Source organism: Aquipseudomonas alcaligenes (assembly GCF_003205495.1).
In the GTDB taxonomy this organism is placed as follows: Bacteria; Pseudomonadota; Gammaproteobacteria; order Pseudomonadales; family Pseudomonadaceae; genus Aquipseudomonas; species Aquipseudomonas alcaligenes_B.
Genome location: NZ_QJRX01000007.1, coordinates 184,419 through 202,164, shown reverse-complemented (window position 1 = coordinate 202,164; position 17,746 = coordinate 184,419). Strand labels below are relative to the sequence as shown.

Sequence of the window (17,746 nt, the reverse complement as noted above, 5' to 3'; positions counted from 1 at the left end):
GGCTTCTACGCCGGTGGTGTCCCCTTACCGAGGGTGACCAAGCATGCAAGAAAGCGTGATGCAGCGCATGTGGGACAGCGCCCACCTATCCGGTGGCAACGCGGCCTACGTGGAAGAGCTCTATGAGCTCTACCTGCACGATCCCAACGCTGTGCCCGAAGAGTGGCGCACCTACTTCCAGAAACTGCCGGCCGACGGCCATGCCGCCACCGACGTTTCGCACTCCACTGTCCGCGATCATTTCGTGCTGCTGGCGAAGAACCAGCGCCGCGCTCAACCGGTTTCCGCCGGGAGCGTCAGCAGCGAGCACGAGAAGAAGCAGGTGGAAGTCCTGCGCCTGATCCAGGCATACCGCATGCGCGGCCACCAGGCCTCGACGCTCGACCCGCTGGGTCTGTGGAAGCGTCCGGCACCGGCCGATCTGTCGGTCAACCACTATGGCCTGACCAACGCCGACCTCGACACCACCTTCCGCACCGGTGAACTCTACATCGGCAAGGAGGAAGCGACCTTACGGGAAATCCACGAGGCGCTGCAGCAGACATATTGTCGCACCATCGGTGCCGAGTTCACCCACATCGTCGATTCCGAGCAGCGCAAGTGGTTCCAGCAGCGCCTGGAGAGCGTGCGTGGCCGTCCGGCCTACTCGGCCGAGGTGCAGGGCCACCTGCTCGAGCGCCTGACCGCCGCCGAGGGCCTGGAGAAGTACCTGGGCACCAAGTACCCGGGCACCAAGCGCTTCGGTCTGGAAGGCGGCGAGAGCCTGATCCCGCTGCTGGACGAGATCATCCAGCGCTCCGGCTCCTACGGCACCCAGGAAATCGTCATCGGCATGGCCCACCGTGGCCGCCTCAACGTGCTGGTCAACACCTTCGGCAAGAACCCGCGCGACCTGTTCGACGAGTTCGAAGGCAAGCAGGTCGAGGGCCTGTCCTCCGGTGACGTGAAGTACCACCAGGGCTTCTCCTCCAACGTCATGACCCCGGGTGGCGAAGTGCACCTGGCGCTGGCGTTCAACCCGTCGCACCTGGAGATCGTCTCCCCGGTGGTCGAGGGTTCCGTGCGCGCCCGCCAGGACCGCCGCAACGACACCACCGGTGACAAGGTGCTGCCGATTTCCATCCACGGCGACGCGGCCTTCGCCGGCCAGGGCGTGGTCATGGAAACCTTCCAGATGTCGCAGACCCGTGCCTACAAGACCGGCGGCACCATCCACATCGTGATCAACAACCAGGTCGGCTTCACCACCAGCCGTCCCGAGGACTCGCGCTCGACCGAGTACTGCACCGATGTGGCGAAGATGATCCAGGCGCCGATCTTCCACGTGAACGGCGACGACCCGGAGGCCGTGCTGTTCGTCACCCAGCTGGCCGTCGACTACCGCATGCAGTTCAAGCGCGACGTGGTCATCGACCTGGTCTGCTACCGCCGCCGCGGCCACAACGAGGCCGACGAGCCGAGCGGCACCCAGCCGCTGATGTACCAGCAGATCGCCAAGCAGCGAACCACCCGCGAGCTGTATGCCGACAGCCTGGTGCAGTCCGGCCGTATCGCCGAGGACGCGGTCAAGGCCAAGATCGAGGAATACCGCAGTGCGCTGGACAACGGCCAGCACGTGGTCAAGAGCCTGGTCAAGGAGCCGAACAAGGAGCTGTTCGTCGACTGGCGCCCCTACCTGGGCCATGCCTGGACCGCGCGCCACGATACCCGCTTCGAGCTGAAGACCCTGCAGGACCTGGCCAACAAGCTGCTGGAAATCCCGGAGGGCTTCGTCCTCCAGCGCCAGGTCGCCAAGGTGCTGGAAGACCGCGCCAAGATGACCGCCGGCGCCATGCCGATCAACTGGGGCTACGCCGAGAACCTGGCCTACGCCACCCTGCTGTTCGAAGGCCATCCGGTGCGCATGACTGGCCAGGACGTCGGCCGCGGCACCTTCTCGCACCGCCACGCGGCGCTGCACAACCAGAAGGACGCCAGCACCTACCTGCCGCTGCAGAACCTGTTCGAAGGCCAGCCGCGCTTCCAGCTGTTCGACTCCTTCCTCTCGGAAGAGGCCGTACTGGCGTTCGAATATGGCTATGCCACCACCATGCCCAACGCTCTGGTGATCTGGGAAGCGCAGTTCGGCGACTTCGCCAACGGTGCCCAGGTGGTGTTCGACCAGTTCATCTCCAGTGGCGAGCACAAGTGGGGCCGCCTGTGCGGCCTGACCATGCTGCTGCCGCACGGCTACGAAGGGCAGGGCCCGGAGCACAGTTCCGCGCGCCTGGAGCGCTTCCTGCAGCTGTGCGCCGAGCACAACATGCAGGTCTGCGTGCCGACCACCCCGGCGCAGATCTACCACCTGCTGCGCCGCCAGGTCATCCGCCCGCTGCGCAAGCCGCTGGTGGTGCTGTCGCCCAAGTCGCTGCTGCGCCACCCGCTGGCCATCTCGACCCTGGAAGAACTGGCCGAGGGCTCGTTCCAGACCGTCATCGGCGAGATCGATCCGATCGAGCCGAAGAAGGTCGAGCGCGTCATCCTGTGCAGCGGCAAGGTGTACTACGACCTGCTGGCTAAGCGCCGTGCCGAGAACCGCGAAGACACCGCCATCGTGCGTATCGAGCAGCTCTATCCGTTCCCCGAGGACGACCTGGCCGAGGCTCTGGCGCCGTACAAGAACCTCAAGCACATCGTCTGGTGTCAGGAAGAGCCGATGAACCAGGGCGCCTGGTACTGCAGCCAGCACCATATGCGTCGCGTCGCCTCGGCGCACAAGAAGGAGCTGTTCCTGCAGTACGCCGGTCGCGACGCTTCGGCGGCCCCGGCCTGTGGTTATGCCTCGATGCACGCCGAACAGCAGGAAAAACTGCTGAACGACGCCTTTACTGTCTAACGCCTTCGCGCATCGGGGCGACGGCATGGGTCGTCGCCCCCTGAAGAAACGAATTTAAGGAAACACACATAATGGCTATCGAGATCAAAGCCCCAACCTTCCCGGAATCGGTTGCCGACGGCACCGTGGCCACCTGGCACAAGAAGCCGGGCGATGCGGTCAAGCGTGATGAGCTGATCGTCGACATCGAAACCGACAAGGTGGTGATGGAAGTACTCGCCGAAGCCGACGGCGTGCTCGCCGAGATCGTCAAGAACGAGGGCGACACCGTCCTGTCCGGCGAGCTGCTGGGTCGCCTGGGTGCCGCCGGTGCCGCCGTCGCCGCCGCTCCGGCTGCGGCCGCTGCCGCTCCTGCCGCCGCCGCTCCGGCTGCTGCTGCCTCCAGCGATGACGCCATCCTGTCGCCGGCCGCGCGCAAGATCGCCGAAGAGGGTGGTATCGACCCGAACTCCATCACCGGCACCGGCAAGGGCGGTCGCGTGACCAAGGAAGACGCCGTCGCCGCCGTCGCCGCCGTCGCCGCCAAGAACTCCGCGCCGGCCGCTGCCGCCAAGCCTGCTGCCCCGGCTGCCGAGGCGCCGGTGTTCGCCGCCGGCGATCGCGTCGAGAAGCGCGTGCCGATGACCCGCCTGCGTGCCAAGGTCGCCGAGCGCCTGGTCGAGGCCCAGTCCACCATGGCCATGCTGACCACTTTCAACGAAGTGGACATGCACGAAGTCATGGCCCTGCGCAGCAAGTACAAGGACCTGTTCGAGAAGACCCACAACGGCGTGCGCCTGGGCTTCATGTCCTTCTTCGTCAAGGCGGCTGTCGAGGCGCTCAAGCGCTTCCCGGCGGTCAACGCCTCGATCGACGGCAACGACATCGTCTACCACGGCTACCAGGACATCGGCGTGGCCGTGTCCAGCGACCGTGGCCTGGTGGTGCCGGTACTGCGCAATGCCGAGCTGATGAGCCTGGCCGAAGTCGAGAACGGCATCGCCACCTTCGGCAAGAAGGCCCGTGAGGGCAAGCTGTCGATCGAAGAGATGACCGGCGGCACCTTCACCATCACCAACGGCGGCACCTTCGGCTCGATGATGTCGACCCCGATCGTCAATCCGCCGCAGGCCGCCATCCTCGGCATGCACAACATCATCCAGCGTCCGGTGGCCATCAACGGTCAGGTCGTGATCCGCCCGATGATGTACCTGGCGCTGTCCTACGATCACCGCCTGATCGATGGCAAGGAAGCGGTGAGCTTCCTGGTGACCATCAAGAATCTGCTGGAAGACCCGGCTCGCCTGCTGCTGGACATCTGATTCCACGGCTGCGCAACGCGGCGGTCCTCACAAGGGGCCGCCCGGTTTTATTCGAGAAGGAATGAGTTATGACCCAGAAATTCGACGTGGTAGTGATTGGCGCGGGCCCGGGGGGCTACGTGGCCGCCATCAAGGCCGCGCAGCTCGGTCTGAAGACCGCCTGCATCGAGAAATACCAGGACAAGGACGGCAAGGTCGCCCTCGGTGGTACCTGCCTGAACGTCGGCTGCATTCCGTCGAAGGCGCTGCTGGACAGCTCCTACAAGTACCATGAGGCCCACGAGGGCTTCAAAGTGCACGGCATCGAGGCCAAGGGCGTCACCATCGACGTGCCGCAGATGGTCGCGCGCAAGAACACCATCATCAAGAACCTGACCGGCGGCGTCGCCGGCCTGTTCAAGTCCAACGGCGTGACCCTGCTGGAAGGCCACGGCAAGCTGCTGGCCGGCAAGAAGGTGGAAGTCACCGGTCCGGACGGCAAGACCCAGATCGTCGAGGCCGAGAACGTGATCCTCGCCTCCGGTTCCCGTCCGGTGGACATCCCGCCGGCCCCGGTCGACCAGGACGTGATCGTCGATTCCACCGGCGCCCTGGAATTCCAGGCCGTGCCGAAGAAGCTGGGCGTGATCGGCGCCGGTGTCATCGGCCTGGAGCTGGGCTCGGTGTGGGCCCGCCTGGGTGCCGAAGTGACCGTGCTGGAGGCCATGGACAAGTTCCTCGCCGCCGCCGACGAGCAGATCTCCAAGGAAGCCCTGAAGATCCTCAGCAAGCAGGGTCTGGACATCCGCCTGGGTGCCCGCGTGACCGGCAGCGAAGTGAAGAAGAAGCAGGTCACCGTGACCTTCAGTGATGCCAACGGCGAACAGAAGCTGACGTTCGACAAGCTGATCGTCGCCGTCGGCCGTCGCCCGGTGACCACCGACCTGCTGGCCGCCGATAGCGGCGTGACCCTGGACGAGCGCGGCTTCATCTTCGTCGATGATCATTGCGCCACCAGCGTGCCGGGCGTCTACGCCATCGGCGACGTGGTGCGCGGTGCCATGCTGGCGCACAAGGCCTCGGAAGAGGGCGTGATGGTTGCCGAGCGCATCGCCGGCCACAAGGCCCAGATGAACTACGACCTGATCCCGTCGGTGATCTACACCCACCCGGAAATCGCCTGGGTCGGCAAGACCGAGCAGCAGCTCAAGGCCGAGGGTGTCGAGATCAACGTCGGTACCTTCCCGTTTGCTGCCAGCGGCCGTGCCATGGCTGCCAACGACACCGCCGGTCTGGTCAAGGTCATCGCCGATGCCAAGACCGACCGCGTGCTGGGCGTACACGTGATCGGCCCGAGCGCCGCCGAGCTGGTCCAGCAGGGCGCCATCGGCATGGAATTCGGCACCAGTGCCGAAGATCTGGGCATGATGGTGTTCTCGCACCCGACCCTGTCCGAGGCGCTGCACGAAGCAGCCCTGGCGGTGAATGGCCACGCCATCCACATCGCCAATCGCAAGAAGCGCTGATGCGTGTGGTGCCGCGCCTGGCGCGGCACCCCAATTTAAAACCACGGCGGGCGGCCCGTGGCGGCTCGCAAGAGTCGGTCGCAGGAATGCCCGTCGGACTGCTAACCAGAGCAGTCACAGGTGGCGCGGCGCCATGAGCGCAGCGTCGAAATGCGCAATACCTAAACGAAGAACGGTAGACAAGCATGAATCTTCACGAGTATCAGGGTAAGCAGCTGTTCGCTGAATACGGCCTGCCTGTATCCAAGGGCTTCGCCGTGGACACCCCGGAAGAAGCGGCTGCGGCCTGCGAAAAGATCGGTGGCAGCGAGTGGGTTGTCAAAGCCCAGGTGCACGCCGGTGGCCGCGGCAAGGCCGGTGGCGTAAAGCTGGTCAAGAGCAAGGAAGACGCCAAGGCGTTCGCCGCCAACTGGCTGGGCAAGCGCCTGGTGACCTACCAGACTGACGCCAATGGCCAGCCGGTCAGCAAGATCCTGGTCGAGTCCTGCACCGACATCGACAAGGAGCTGTACCTCGGCGCCGTCGTCGACCGCTCCAGCCGTCGCATCGTGTTCATGGCCTCCACCGAAGGTGGCGTGGACATCGAGAAGGTCGCCCACGACACTCCCGAGAAGATTCTCAAGGCCACCATCGACCCGCTGGTCGGCGCTCAGCCGTTCCAGGGCCGCGAGCTGGCCTTCCAGCTGGGCCTGCAGGGCGACCAGATCAAGCAGTTCACCCACATCTTCGTCAACCTGGCGAAGCTGTTCCAGGACCACGACCTGGCCCTGCTGGAAGTGAACCCGCTGGTGATCAAGAAGGACGGCAACCTGCACTGCCTGGACGCCAAGATCAACATCGACTCCAACGCCATGTTCCGTCAGCCCAAGCTGCGCGCCATGCACGACCCGTCCCAGGACGACGCCCGTGAGGCCCATGCGCAGAAGTGGGAACTGAACTACGTCGCGCTGGAAGGCAACATCGGCTGCATGGTCAACGGTGCCGGCCTGGCCATGGGTACCATGGACATCGTCAACCTACACGGCGGCAAGCCGGCCAACTTCCTCGACGTGGGTGGCGGTGCGACTAAGGAGCGCGTGACCGAAGCGTTCAAGATCATCCTCTCCGACAGCAACGTGAAGGCCGTTCTGGTCAACATCTTCGGCGGCATCGTGCGCTGCGACATGATCGCCGAAGGCATCATCGGCGCCGTGAAGGAAGTCGGCGTGAAAGTGCCGGTCGTGGTCCGTCTGGAAGGTAACAATGCCGAGCTGGGTGCCAAGGTCCTGGCCGACAGCGGTCTGAACATCATCGCGGCTACCAGCCTCACCGACGCTGCCCAGCAGGTCGTCAAAGCCGCGGAGGGCAAGTAATGAGCGTCCTGATCAACAAAGACACCAAAGTCATCTGCCAAGGCTTCACCGGTAGCCAGGGCACCTTCCACTCCGAACAGGCCATCGCCTACGGCACCAAGATGGTCGGCGGCGTGACCCCCGGCAAGGGCGGCACCACCCACCTCGGCCTGCCGGTGTTCAACACCGTCAAGGAAGCCGTGGAAGCCACCGGCGCCGATGCCTCGGTGATCTACGTTCCGGCTCCGTTCTGCAAGGATTCCATCCTCGAAGCGGCTTTCGGCGGTATCAAGCTGATCGTCTGCATCACCGAAGGCATCCCGACCATCGACATGCTGGAAGCCAAGGTCAAGTGCGACGAGCTGGGCGTACGCCTGATCGGCCCGAACTGCCCGGGCGTGATCACTCCCGGCGAGTGCAAGATCGGCATCATGCCGGGTCACATCCACCTGCCGGGCAAGGTCGGCATCGTGTCGCGTTCCGGCACCCTGACCTATGAAGCCGTGAAGCAGACCACCGACGCCGGCTTCGGCCAGTCCACCTGCGTGGGCATCGGCGGTGACCCGATCCCGGGCTCCAACTTCATCGACATCCTGAAGCTGTTCCAGGAAGACCCGAAGACCGAAGCCATCGTCATGATCGGTGAGATCGGCGGTTCCGCTGAAGAAGAAGCCGCGGCCTACATCAAGGCCAACGTGACCAAGCCGGTGGTGTCCTACATCGCCGGTGTCACCGCGCCGCCCGGCAAGCGCATGGGCCACGCCGGTGCCATCATCTCCGGTGGCAAGGGCACCGCGGACGAGAAGTTCGCCGCCCTGCAGGACGCCGGTGTGAAGACCGTGCGTTCCCTGGCCGACATCGGCAAGGCCCTGGCCGAGCTGACCGGCTGGGAAGTCAAGAACGCCTAAGGCGCTCACGACTGGAAGGAGGCCGCCCCCGGGCGGCCTTTTTCATTTCTGGCCGCTTCGTCAGAAAATTGTGTTGTCGCGACACTTTGTTGCGTCGCATCGACAGCCCGACCGCCGTCCGGCGCGGCTCGTCGGAAAAATCGTTAGTCTTGCAACTATTTTCCCGCCAGGCCCCACAAGGGCAGGGCGGGAGCCAAGGTCGCTGCCTGCAAACCCGGGGAGCGACGTTTCCCAATCCAGCGGAAACCCTGCCGTTTTCCCATGAATTTCTGCCTGTGGTACTTCCTGCTATGAATCGTTTGAAAAGCCTCGACCTCCTGGCCCTTGGCTTCATGACCTTCGCCCTGTTCCTGGGCGCCGGCAACATCATCTTCCCGCCCAGCGCCGGCATGGCCGCCGGTGAGAACGTCTGGTCCGCCGCCTTCGGCTTCCTCATCACCGGTGTCGGCCTGCCGCTGCTCACCGTGGTAGCGCTGGCCCGGGTCGGCGGCGGCATGGACGAGCTGACCGCGCCGCTCGGCCGCCGCGCCGGCACCCTGCTGGCGGTGGCCGTGTACTTGGCCATCGGCCCGCTGTTCGCCACCCCGCGCACCGCCGTGGTGTCCTTCGAGATGGGCGTGGCGCCGTTCACCGGCAACGAGCCGCTGCCGCTGGCCCTGTACAGCGTGGCCTACTTCGCCGCCGTGCTGTTCCTTGCCCTGAATCCGGGCAAGCTGGTCGACAGCATCGGCAAGTTCATCACGCCGCTGCTGCTCGCCGCCCTGCTGGTACTGGGTGGCGCCGCCCTGCTGGCCCCGGCTGGCGGCATCGGTGCGGTCAGTGACAGCTACCAGGCCATGCCATGGGTGCAGGGTTTCCTGCAGGGTTACCTGACCATGGATACCCTGGGTGCCCTGGTGTTCGGTATCGTCATCGCCACCGCGATCAAGGATCGTGGCGTCAGCGACAGCGCGCTGATCACCCGCTATTCGGTGGTCGCCGGCATCATCGCCGCCATCGGCTTGTCGCTGGTCTACCTGGCGCTGTTCTACCTCGGCGCCACCAGCCAGGGCATCGCCGGCGACGCGCAGAACGGCGTGCAGATCCTCACCACCTATGTCGAGCACACCTTCGGCATCTACGGCAGCCTGCTGCTGGCGGTGGTCATCACCCTGGCCTGCCTGACCACCGCGGTGGGCCTGCTGACCGCCTGTGGCGAATACTTCAGCAAGCTGCTGCCGGTGTCCTATCGCGCCGTGGTGCTGACCTTCGGTGTATTCAGCCTGCTGGTGGCCAACCAGGGCCTGACCCAGCTGATCAGCGTGTCGGTGCCGGTGCTGGTCGGCCTCTATCCGCTGGCCATCGTGCTGGTCGCGCTGAGCCTGCTGGATGGCTTCTGGTGTTCGGCGCGACGGGTGTTCGTCCCGGTGATGGGCGTGACCCTGGTGTTCGGCCTGGTCGATGCCTTCAACGCGGCAGGCCTGAAGAGCCTGGTGCCGGCTGTCTTCGCCCATCTGCCGCTGGCCGAGCAGGGCCTCGGCTGGCTGCTGCCGGTGGGGTTGACCCTGCTGGTCGCCGCGGTGCTCGACCGCCTGCTCGGCGAGCCGCTCCGCCAGGCCGCCTGATACCGCGCCGGGGCTGTGCAAGGCAGCCCCGGACCCTCTGCGTCGCACCTTTTGGCGCGCTGCACCTGTTCTTTGGCGTATCTGGCACCTTTCGCCGATTGCCGCCCAACCTGACCTGCCGGACAATCGCCTGGTACTTTCCAGCAGTCCAGCCGCCATGTCGCAAACCATCTTCTTCGCCCACGCCAACGGTTTCCCCTCGGCCACCTACGCCAAGCTGTTCGACGCCCTGGCGCCGGACTACCGCGTGCGCCACCTCGGCCAGCATGGCCACGATCCGCGCTTTCCGGTGGACGACAACTGGAACAACCTGGTGGACGAGCTGATCCTGCATCTGGAGCGGGGCGACGAGCCGGTCTGGGGCGTCGGCCATTCCCTCGGCGGCGTGCTGCACTACCATGCCGCGCTGCGCCGGCCGGAGCTGTACCGCGGCGTGGCGATGCTCGACTCGCCGCTGCTCACCGGTGTCGACCGCCTGGTGATTCGCGCCGCCAAGCGCTTCGGTTTCATCGACCGGATCACCCCGGCGGGCAGGACCGTCGGCCGTCGCGAGTCTTTCGGCGACCTTGCCGAGGCGCGCGACTACTTCGCCGGCAAGAGCCTGTTCCGTCGCTTCGATCCGGACTGCCTGGATGCCTACGTGCGCCACGGTCTGCGCGAGGAGGGCGGCGGCCTGCGCCTGCGCTTCGACCCGGCCACCGAAATCAGCATCTACCGCAGCGTGCCGCACACCGTGCCGGGGCGCCCGCAGCAGCTGGCCGTGCCGCTGGCGGTGGTGCGCGGGCGGCACAGCCGGGTGGTGCTGCCGCACCACGCCCGCCAGGTCAACCGCGTGCCCAAGGGCGAGTACCACAACCTGCCCGGCGGCCACATGTTCCCTCTGGAGCGCCCGCAGGACACCGCGCGCCTGTTGCGCGAGCTGTTCGCCCGCTGGCAGGGACAGGACATGGAGCGTTCGGCATGAGCCTGAGAGTGGAGGAGACCCGTTTCAGCCTGCCGCACGTGGAGCTGGCCGCGCACCTGTTCGGCCCCGAGGACGGCATCCCGGTGATCGCCCTGCATGGCTGGCTGGACAACGCCATGACCTTCGCCCGCCTGGCGCCGAAGCTAGAAGGGCTGCGCATCGTCGCCCTGGACTTCCCCGGCCACGGCCACTCCGGCCACTATGCCAGCAACTCCAGCTACAGCATGTGGGAGTACCTGGAGGACGTGCTGCTGGTGGCCGAGCAGCTCGGCTGGCAGCGCTTCTCGCTGCTCGGTCATTCGCTCGGCGGCATCATCTCCACCCTGCTGGCGGCGGCGGTACCGGAGCGCATCGAGCGCCTGGCGCTGATCGACGGCCTGGTGCCCTACACGGCCGAGGCCGACAGCGCGCCCAAGCGCCTGGGCGATGCGCTGCGCGCGCGCCTGGGGGTGCGCGACAAGCAGAAGCCGGTCTACCCCGACCTGGACAAGGCCGTGCAGGCGCGCATGAAGGGCGTGGTGGCGGTCAGCCGCGAAGCCGCCGAGCTGCTGGCCCAGCGCGGCCTGGAGCCGGTGCCGGGCGGCTACACCTGGCGCACCGACATCCGCCTGACCCTGCCCTCGGTGATGCGCCTGACCTTCGCCCATGTCGAGCACTTCGTTCGCGCCGTGCAGTGTCCGGTCAGCCTGATCCTCGCCGAGGGCGGGCAGATGAACGTCGAGCCACGCCTCAAGGGGCTGATCGAGCAGGCGAACTTCGAGACGCACATCCTGCCCGGCGGCCATCACCTGCATCTCAACGACGAGGCCGGCGCACAGCAGGTTGCAGACTGTTTCAATCCATTCTTCCGCCGCGCTTGACGCAGCCCCGGCAACTGCCGAGGCTGTGCGCATCGCTTCGGAGGTTGTCATGATCGAGCTGTACACCGCCGCCACGCCCAACGGGCACAAGATCTCCATCGCCCTGGAGGAGCTGGGCCTGCCCTACGAGGTGCACGCGCTGTCCTTCGACAGGCAGGAGCAGAAGGCCCCGGAATTCCTGCGCATCAACCCCAACGGGCGCATTCCCGCCATCGTCGACGACGGCTTCGCCGTGTTCGAGTCCGGCGCCATCCTCATCTACCTGGCCGAGAAGACCGGCCGCCTGCTGCCGAGCGACCCCAGGGGCCGCTCGCTGGCCATCCAGTGGCTGATGTTCCAGATGGGTGGGGTAGGGCCCATGCAGGGCCAGGCCAACGTGTTCTTCCGTTATTTCCCGGAGAAGCTGCAGGGCGCCATCGACCGCTACCAGCACGAGACCCGCCGCCTCTACGAGGTGCTCGACCGCCGCCTGGGCGAGGCCGAGTACCTGGCCGGTGCCTACAGCATCGCCGACATCGCCACCTATCCCTGGGTGCGCGTCCATGACTGGGCAGGCGTCGCGGTGGACGGGCTGGACCACCTGCAGCGCTGGATGGCCGCGCTCGCCGCGCGCCCGGCCGTGCAGCGCGGCCTGCAGATCCCCGCTCGCCCGCGCGACGATGCCAGCCTGGTGCAGACCGCGCAGGCCATGCTGACACGCTAAGGAGCCGCATGCGTTATCCATTTCTGATCTCTCTGAGCCTTGCCTGTGGCACTGCGCTGGCTGCTGACGTATCCGGCAGCCAGGATCTGCAGAGCCTGCCGCGCTTCCCGCGCGCCGAAATAGTCGACTACCGCGATGTTGCCAACGAGGAGAGACGCTACCCGCAGGACGGCCTGCGCCGCATCAGCGGCCAGCTGCGGGTGTCGCAGGAGGTGGTCACCGAGGGGCGGCTGCGCGCGTTGACCTACCGTCTTCCGGACGAGCACCCGCCGCGCGAGGCGCTGACGGCGGCGCGCGCGCATCTGCAGGAGCAGGGCGCCCAGCTGCTGTTCTGGTGCGAGGGACGTGACTGTGGCTCCAGCAGCCTGTTCGCCAACGCCATCTTCGGCAATGCCAAGCTGTACGGGCCGGAGGAGCGCCAGAGCTACCTGCTGCTGCGCCTGGCCGCCCCCGAGCAGGACAGCCTGCTGGCCCTGTACGGCATCACCCGCGGCAACCGCCGCTCCTACCTGCACGTGGAACAGCTGGATGCCGCCACGCCACTGCCGGCGCTGCTGCCGACGCCGGCCACCCTGCAGCGCCTGCTGCGCAGCAGTGGCGAGCTCAGGCTGGCGCACCTGGGTGCACCGGACGAGCAGTGGGGCGACCTGCTGGCGCGTACCCTGAGCCTGGACAGCACCCAGCGTGTGCGCCTCTCGGGCGCCGCGGCCGAAGCCTGGCGCGAGGCCCTGGAACGGCGCGGCGTGCGCAGCGGCCGGCTGCAGAGCGGCACTGCCGAAGGTGCGGGCCTGCACCTGGAACTACTACGCTGAAGGATGATGGCGAGTCGGGCCGCTTTCCGCCCGGCACTGGGGAATTTGAAGCATGCTGAACAATGATCGCCTGTTGGTGCAGATCCTCCTGCTGGCGCTGCTCGGCGCCTGCGTCTGGGTGCTGGCGCCGTTCTTCTCCGCGCTGTTCTGGGCCGGCGTGCTGGCCTTCGCCAGCTGGCCGCTGATGCGTCTACTGACGCGGGCGCTGGATGGCCGCCAGGCCTACGCCGCCGGGGTGCTCACCGCCGGCTGGATGGTGCTGGTGGCGGTGCCGCTGGTCTGGCTGGGCTTCAACCTGGCCGACCATATCCGCGATGCCACCGCGCTGTTCAAGGACTTCGAGGTCGATGGCCTGCCGGACCCGCCCGCCTGGCTGGGCGGGCTGCCGCTGGTGGGTGAGCGCCTGGTCGGCCTGTGGACGCGCATCGACAAGGAAGGTGGCGAGCTGCTGGAAACCGTGCGCCCCTACCTGGGGCAGGTCGGCAACTGGCTGCTGGCACGCAGCGCGCAGATCGGCGGCGGAATGTTGGAGCTGGCCCTGAGCCTGGTGCTGGTGTTTTTCTTCTACCGCGACGGCCCGCGCATGGCGGCTTTCGCCCAGAGCCTGCTGCAGCGCCTGATCGGCGAGCGCGCCGAGCACTACCTGGATCTGGTGGCCGGCACCGTGCAGCGGGTGGTCAACGGCGTCATCGGCACCGCAGCGGCCCAGGCCCTGCTGGCCATGATCGGTTTCTACATCGCCGGGGTGCCGGGTGCCCTGGTGCTGGGCATCATCACCTTCGTCCTCAGCCTGATTCCCATGGGCCCGCCGCTGGTGTGGATTCCCGCCACCGCCTGGCTGGTCAGCCAGGGCCAGTACGGCATGGCGGTGTTCCTCGGCGTCTGGGGCATGTTCGTCATCAGCGGCGTGGACAACGTGCTCAAGCCCTACCTGATCAGTCGTGGCGGCAACCTGCCGCTGGTGGTGGTGCTGCTCGGCGTGTTCGGCGGCATCCTGGCCTTCGGCTTCATGGGCCTTTTCCTCGGCCCAACCCTGCTGGCCGTGGCCTTCAGCCTGCTCGGCGACTGGGTGGGCAACATGCCGCCCGAGACCAAGGCCCAGGACGGGCGTAAGGACGGGGAATAGTTGGCATCCTGCGCAGATTCCTGCCAGGCGGCCTTGGTCGGCGCGGCGCCACGGTGATAGCCTTGCCCGGCTCTCCGGCCGCGCTTGCCGGAGTCGGGCGGCCCATCGCCCAGCCTCAGACCGCGTGCGGGTCCGCAGAGGCCATACGTGGTTCAGGGAAGAAAGACCAACACTACACAACGGACACCCCACCCCATGAAAAAAACTGCAGGTATTGCCGCAGGCCTGATCCTGGCCGTCGGCGCTCTCGGCACGGCTGGCGCCTGGTACACCGGTAACCAACTGCCCACGGTGCTGGACGAGTCGATCAAGCGCGCCAACGCCGACCTGGCCAAGACCCTGCCGGCGCTGGGCCTGGATGCCTCCATCGAGCTGCTGGCGCTGGAGCAGCAGTTCTTCAGCAGCACCGCGCGCTACCGTCTGACCTTCAGCGGCTCGCTCGACGGCGAGGCGCCGCAGCAGTTCGAGCTGCTGATCAACGACCGCATCGAACACGGCCCCTTCCCGCTGTCGCGCCTCAAGGCCTTCCAGTTGATGCCGGTGATGGCGACCAGCAACTACGCGCTGGAATCGAGCCCAGCCTTGGAAAAATGGTTCGCCGCCGCCAACGGCAAGTCGCCCCTGGAAGGTCAGGCCAGCCTGGGCTATGACCGCTCCGTGGCGGGCAACCTGCGCTTCAATCCGGTCCAGGTGGCTCTGGATGAAGACAGCCAGCTGGACTTCAGTGGTCTGGACATCGACTTCGACAGCACGGCCGAGGCCAAGGCCATCGACGCCAACGGCCTGATGGACAGCCTGCGGATCAGCACCAAGCTGAGCGAGAGCCAGAACCCGCTGACCATCGAGCTCAAGGGCCTGACCCTGGACAGCCGGACCGCCAAGGGCAGCAGCGAGTTCTACCTGGGGCGCAACGAGGTCAAGCTGCAGACCGCGCAGATCCACATCGGCGATGGTGCGCCGATCCTGCTCAGAGACATCTCCCAGCTCGACGAAACCAGCGAAGCCGACGGCAAGCTGGCCGCCCGCTCCACCTACAAGATCGGTATGGTCAGCTACCAGGGCCACGACATCGGCGGCCTGGACATGGTCTCCAGTGTGAAGAACCTCGACGCAGCGGCCCTGCAGTCGCTGCTGGCGCTGTACAGCGACATCATCAAGAGCACCGGCCAGCTGCAGCAGGCCAGCCTGGAAGCCGAGGACGATCTGCCGCAGCTGTCCGAGGCGCAGAAGGCCCAGCTGATGGTGGACCTGGAGAAACTGCTGGCCGCCAACCCGGGGATTGCCCTGGAGAAACTGGCGTTCAAGACCGCCAACGGTGAAAGCAGCCTGAGCCTGGCCCTGGACTTCGCCAAGCCCGAGTCCTTCGAGTTGCCGCCGCCCGAGCTGGCCAAGCAGCTGATTACCCAGCTGGATGCCAAGGTCGCCGTTTCCAAGGCGATGATGAGCGACGTGATCGGCTTGCAGGCCACCTTCGCCGGCGAAACCGACAAGGAAGCGGTTGCCCAGCAGGCGTCGATGATGACCGAGATGGCCAGCGGCATGGCGCTGTCCACCGAGCTGGCCAAACTGGAGGGTGACAACATCGTCACCAGCCTGCATTACGCCGACGACAAGGTGGACTTCAACGGCAAGCAGATGAGCGTCGAGGAGTTCGTCGCCATGGCCTTCGCCAGTGGCGCCGGCCTGGGCATGGGTGGTGGCGCTATGGGCGAGGAAGATCCGGCCATGCAGGGTCTGCAGCTGGAGGAAGAGGGGAGCGCCGAGGCAGAGAGCTCCGTCCAGTAAGCACCACCCGGCAACGAAAAGGCCCGCTGCGATGCGGGCCTTTTTCTTTTCTGCGGCCGTTCCGGTCCGCGATCTTTACGCATTCTTTATGCGCAGCTCCCTGAGGCCAATCGCGCCTTTACGCGCGCCGGCGGAACAATGCCGGCAAGGCGGTAGAGACCGCATAACGGAGCAGAAACATGAGCATTCTCGACGGGGTGTCCCTAGGCCTGGCCCTGGGACTTTTCATTTATTTGCTGGTTGCGCTGCTGCGCGCCGGACGGCAGAGCTAGGAGGCCCCATGCAAGTCCAAGACTACTGGCTGATTCTGGCCTTCTTCGCACTTGTGCTGGTGCCGGCACCTTTCCTCGGGCGCTATTTCTTCAACGCCATGGAAGGCAAGCGCAACCTGCTGAGCCCCGTGCTGCAACCGCTGGAGCGCCTGTGCTACCGGGTGTCCGGGGTCGACCCCGAGCGCGATCAGGACTGGAAGACCTACAGCCTGGCGCTGCTGGCCTTCAGTGCTGTTTCCCTGGTGGTGCTGTTCACCATCCTCATGCTGCAGCACCTGCTGCCGTTCAATCCGCAGCAGCTGCCGGGCCTGGAGTGGAGCCTGGCGTTCAACACCGCGGTGAGTTTCGTCACCAACACCAACTGGCAGGCCTATAGCGGCGAGGCTGCACTGAGCTACTTCAGCCAGATGGTTGGCCTGGGCGTGCAGAACTTCGTCAGCCCGGCCGTCGGCCTGGCCATCCTGGTGGCCTTTGCCCGCGGCATCGCGCGCAAGTCGAGCAACGGCATCGGCAACTTCTGGGTCGATGTGACCCGCGCCGTGCTCTATGTGCTGCTGCCGCTGTGCGTGCCGCTGGCCATCTTCCTGGTCTGGCAGGGCGTGCCGCAGACCTTTATGGACTATGCCCATGCGACCACTGTGCAGGGCGCCGAGCAGACCATTCCGCTGGGTCCGGCCGCCAGCCAGATCGCCATCAAGCAGCTGGGCACCAACGGTGGTGGTTTCTTCGGTGTGAACTCGGCGCACCCGTTCGAGAACCCGACGGCCTGGTCCAACCTGTTCGAGGTGGCGTCTATCATCCTGATCCCGGCCGCCCTGGTGTTCACCTTCGGCCACTACGTCAAGGACCTGCGCCAGAGCCGCGCCATCCTGGCCAGCATGCTGATCCTGTTCGTTGCCGGTCTTGGCATCACCCTGTGGGCCGAGTACCAGCCCAACCCGGCCCTGGCGGCGCTGCCGATCGAGCAAGCCGGCTCGCTGGAAGGCAAGGAGGCGCGCTTCGGCACTGCCGCCTCGGCACTCTGGGCGGTGACCACCACGGCCGCTTCCAACGGCTCGGTCAACGCCATGCATGACAGCTTCAGCGCCATCGGCGGGCTGGCACCGATGTTCAACATGATGCTCGGCGAGGTGATCTTCGGCGGCGTCGGCGCCGGCCTGTACGGCATGCTGCTGTTCGTCCTGATTGCCGTGTTCCTGGCCGGCCTGATGATCGGCCGCACTCCGGAGTACCTGGGCAAGAAGCTGGAGGCCCGCGAGGTGCGCCTGCTGGTCGCCACCCTGCTGGTGATGCCGGTCGGTGTCCTGGTGTTCTGCGCCCTGGCGGTGAGCCTGGACGGCCCGGCAGCCTCCATCACCAACCCGGGTGCCCACGGCTTCAGCCAGGCGCTGTATGCCTACACCTCGGGTACCGCCAACAACGGTTCGGCCTTCGCCGGCCTCCAAGCCAACACGCCGTACCACAACCTGATGATCGGCCTGGCCATGCTGCTCGGCCGCTTCGGCTACATCCTGCCGATCCTGGCCATCGCCGGCAGCCTGGCGGCGAAGAAGCGTGCGCCGCTGGACGGCAACAGCTTCCCGACCCATGGCCCGCTGTTCGTCACCCTCCTGGTACTGACCATCCTGCTGGTCGGTGGCCTGACCTTCCTGCCGGCGCTGGCCCTGGGCCCACTGGCCGAACACCTGGCGTTCTAACGG

The 17,746-nt window shown here is 66.2% G+C and carries 14 protein-coding genes; all 14 read left to right on the top strand.

What is annotated here, in order from left to right; translation table 11 throughout:
- Window positions 1-43: 43 nt before the first annotated feature.
- The 14 genes from DMO17_RS14555 (at window position 44) to kdpA (ending at window position 17,743) form a co-directional block, all read left to right on the top strand.
- A complete protein-coding gene (locus DMO17_RS14555; RefSeq protein WP_110683213.1) occupies window positions 44-2,875 on the top strand; it encodes a 2-oxoglutarate dehydrogenase E1 component in 2,832 nt (943 codons plus the stop codon).
- 71 nt (window positions 2,876-2,946) lie between these two features.
- Window positions 2,947-4,176 carry a 2-oxoglutarate dehydrogenase complex dihydrolipoyllysine-residue succinyltransferase gene (gene odhB, locus DMO17_RS14550; RefSeq protein WP_110683212.1) on the top strand — a complete coding sequence of 410 codons (1,230 nt, stop codon included), beginning with the start codon at window positions 2,947-2,949 and terminating at the stop codon, window positions 4,174-4,176.
- A gap of 68 nt (window positions 4,177-4,244) precedes the next feature.
- Complete coding sequence (lpdA, locus tag DMO17_RS14545) at window positions 4,245-5,681, top strand: dihydrolipoyl dehydrogenase (RefSeq protein ID WP_110683211.1); 1,437 nt, start codon at window positions 4,245-4,247, stop codon at window positions 5,679-5,681.
- Between the two features lie 185 nt (window positions 5,682-5,866).
- Complete coding sequence (gene sucC, locus DMO17_RS14540) at window positions 5,867-7,033, top strand: ADP-forming succinate--CoA ligase subunit beta (protein WP_110683210.1); 1,167 nt, start codon at window positions 5,867-5,869, stop codon at window positions 7,031-7,033.
- The gene (sucD, locus tag DMO17_RS14535; RefSeq protein WP_044400216.1) at window positions 7,033-7,920 is read left to right on the top strand and encodes a succinate--CoA ligase subunit alpha; all 888 of its coding nucleotides are present in this window, start codon (window positions 7,033-7,035) and stop codon (window positions 7,918-7,920) included. The genes sucC and sucD overlap by 1 nt, the downstream gene beginning before the upstream one ends.
- Window positions 7,921-8,210: 290 nt before the next feature.
- Window positions 8,211-9,524, top strand: a complete 1,314-nt coding sequence (gene brnQ / locus DMO17_RS14530; RefSeq protein WP_110683209.1) for a branched-chain amino acid transport system II carrier protein — start codon at window positions 8,211-8,213, stop codon at window positions 9,522-9,524.
- A gap of 157 nt (window positions 9,525-9,681) precedes the next feature.
- Complete coding sequence (locus tag DMO17_RS14525; protein ID WP_110683208.1) at window positions 9,682-10,488, top strand: alpha/beta fold hydrolase; 807 nt, start codon at window positions 9,682-9,684, stop codon at window positions 10,486-10,488.
- Window positions 10,485-11,348 carry an alpha/beta hydrolase gene (locus DMO17_RS14520; protein WP_110683207.1) on the top strand — a complete coding sequence of 288 codons (864 nt, stop codon included), beginning with the start codon at window positions 10,485-10,487 and terminating at the stop codon, window positions 11,346-11,348. Before DMO17_RS14525 ends, DMO17_RS14520 begins: the two co-directional genes overlap by 4 nt.
- Window positions 11,349-11,397: 49 nt before the next feature.
- The gene (locus tag DMO17_RS14515; protein ID WP_110683206.1) at window positions 11,398-12,051 is read left to right on the top strand and encodes a glutathione S-transferase family protein; all 654 of its coding nucleotides are present in this window, start codon (window positions 11,398-11,400) and stop codon (window positions 12,049-12,051) included.
- Between the two features lie 8 nt (window positions 12,052-12,059).
- On the top strand, window positions 12,060-12,863 hold the full coding sequence (locus DMO17_RS14510) for a DUF4892 domain-containing protein (protein ID WP_110683205.1): 804 nt from the start codon (window positions 12,060-12,062) through the stop codon (window positions 12,861-12,863).
- A 52-nt stretch (window positions 12,864-12,915) separates the two neighbouring features.
- Window positions 12,916-13,989 carry an AI-2E family transporter gene (locus DMO17_RS14505; protein ID WP_110683204.1) on the top strand — a complete coding sequence of 358 codons (1,074 nt, stop codon included), beginning with the start codon at window positions 12,916-12,918 and terminating at the stop codon, window positions 13,987-13,989.
- 195 nt (window positions 13,990-14,184) lie between these two features.
- On the top strand, window positions 14,185-15,774 hold the full coding sequence (locus DMO17_RS14500) for a YdgA family protein (protein ID WP_110683203.1): 1,590 nt from the start codon (window positions 14,185-14,187) through the stop codon (window positions 15,772-15,774).
- Between the two features lie 179 nt (window positions 15,775-15,953).
- Complete coding sequence (locus DMO17_RS14495; RefSeq protein ID WP_061904356.1) at window positions 15,954-16,046, top strand: potassium-transporting ATPase subunit F; 93 nt, start codon at window positions 15,954-15,956, stop codon at window positions 16,044-16,046.
- 8 nt (window positions 16,047-16,054) lie between these two features.
- Window positions 16,055-17,743, top strand: a complete 1,689-nt coding sequence (gene kdpA, locus DMO17_RS14490; RefSeq protein ID WP_110683202.1) for a potassium-transporting ATPase subunit KdpA — start codon at window positions 16,055-16,057, stop codon at window positions 17,741-17,743.
- Window positions 17,744-17,746 lie beyond the last annotated feature (3 nt).

Excerpts from the sequence above, each read along its gene's own strand:
- sucC (WP_110683210.1), top strand. The coding sequence starts at position 5,867 with ATGAATCTTCACGAGTATCAGGGTAAGCAGCTGTTCGCTGAATACGGC.
- DMO17_RS14515 (WP_110683206.1), top strand. The coding sequence starts at position 11,398 with ATGATCGAGCTGTACACCGCCGCCACGCCCAACGGGCACAAGATCTCC.
- brnQ (WP_110683209.1), top strand. The coding sequence starts at position 8,211 with ATGAATCGTTTGAAAAGCCTCGACCTCCTGGCCCTTGGCTTCATGACC.
- sucD (WP_044400216.1), top strand. The coding sequence starts at position 7,033 with ATGAGCGTCCTGATCAACAAAGACACCAAAGTCATCTGCCAAGGCTTC.
- DMO17_RS14520 (WP_110683207.1), top strand. The coding sequence starts at position 10,485 with ATGAGCCTGAGAGTGGAGGAGACCCGTTTCAGCCTGCCGCACGTGGAG.
- lpdA (WP_110683211.1), top strand. The coding sequence starts at position 4,245 with ATGACCCAGAAATTCGACGTGGTAGTGATTGGCGCGGGCCCGGGGGGC.
- DMO17_RS14500 (WP_110683203.1), top strand. The coding sequence starts at position 14,185 with ATGAAAAAAACTGCAGGTATTGCCGCAGGCCTGATCCTGGCCGTCGGC.
- DMO17_RS14510 (WP_110683205.1), top strand. The coding sequence starts at position 12,060 with ATGCGTTATCCATTTCTGATCTCTCTGAGCCTTGCCTGTGGCACTGCG.
- kdpA (WP_110683202.1), top strand. The coding sequence starts at position 16,055 with ATGCAAGTCCAAGACTACTGGCTGATTCTGGCCTTCTTCGCACTTGTG.
- DMO17_RS14555 (WP_110683213.1), top strand. The coding sequence starts at position 44 with ATGCAAGAAAGCGTGATGCAGCGCATGTGGGACAGCGCCCACCTATCC.
- DMO17_RS14525 (WP_110683208.1), top strand. The coding sequence starts at position 9,682 with ATGTCGCAAACCATCTTCTTCGCCCACGCCAACGGTTTCCCCTCGGCC.
- DMO17_RS14495 (WP_061904356.1), top strand. The coding sequence starts at position 15,954 with ATGAGCATTCTCGACGGGGTGTCCCTAGGCCTGGCCCTGGGACTTTTC.
- odhB (WP_110683212.1), top strand. The coding sequence starts at position 2,947 with ATGGCTATCGAGATCAAAGCCCCAACCTTCCCGGAATCGGTTGCCGAC.
- DMO17_RS14505 (WP_110683204.1), top strand. The coding sequence starts at position 12,916 with ATGCTGAACAATGATCGCCTGTTGGTGCAGATCCTCCTGCTGGCGCTG.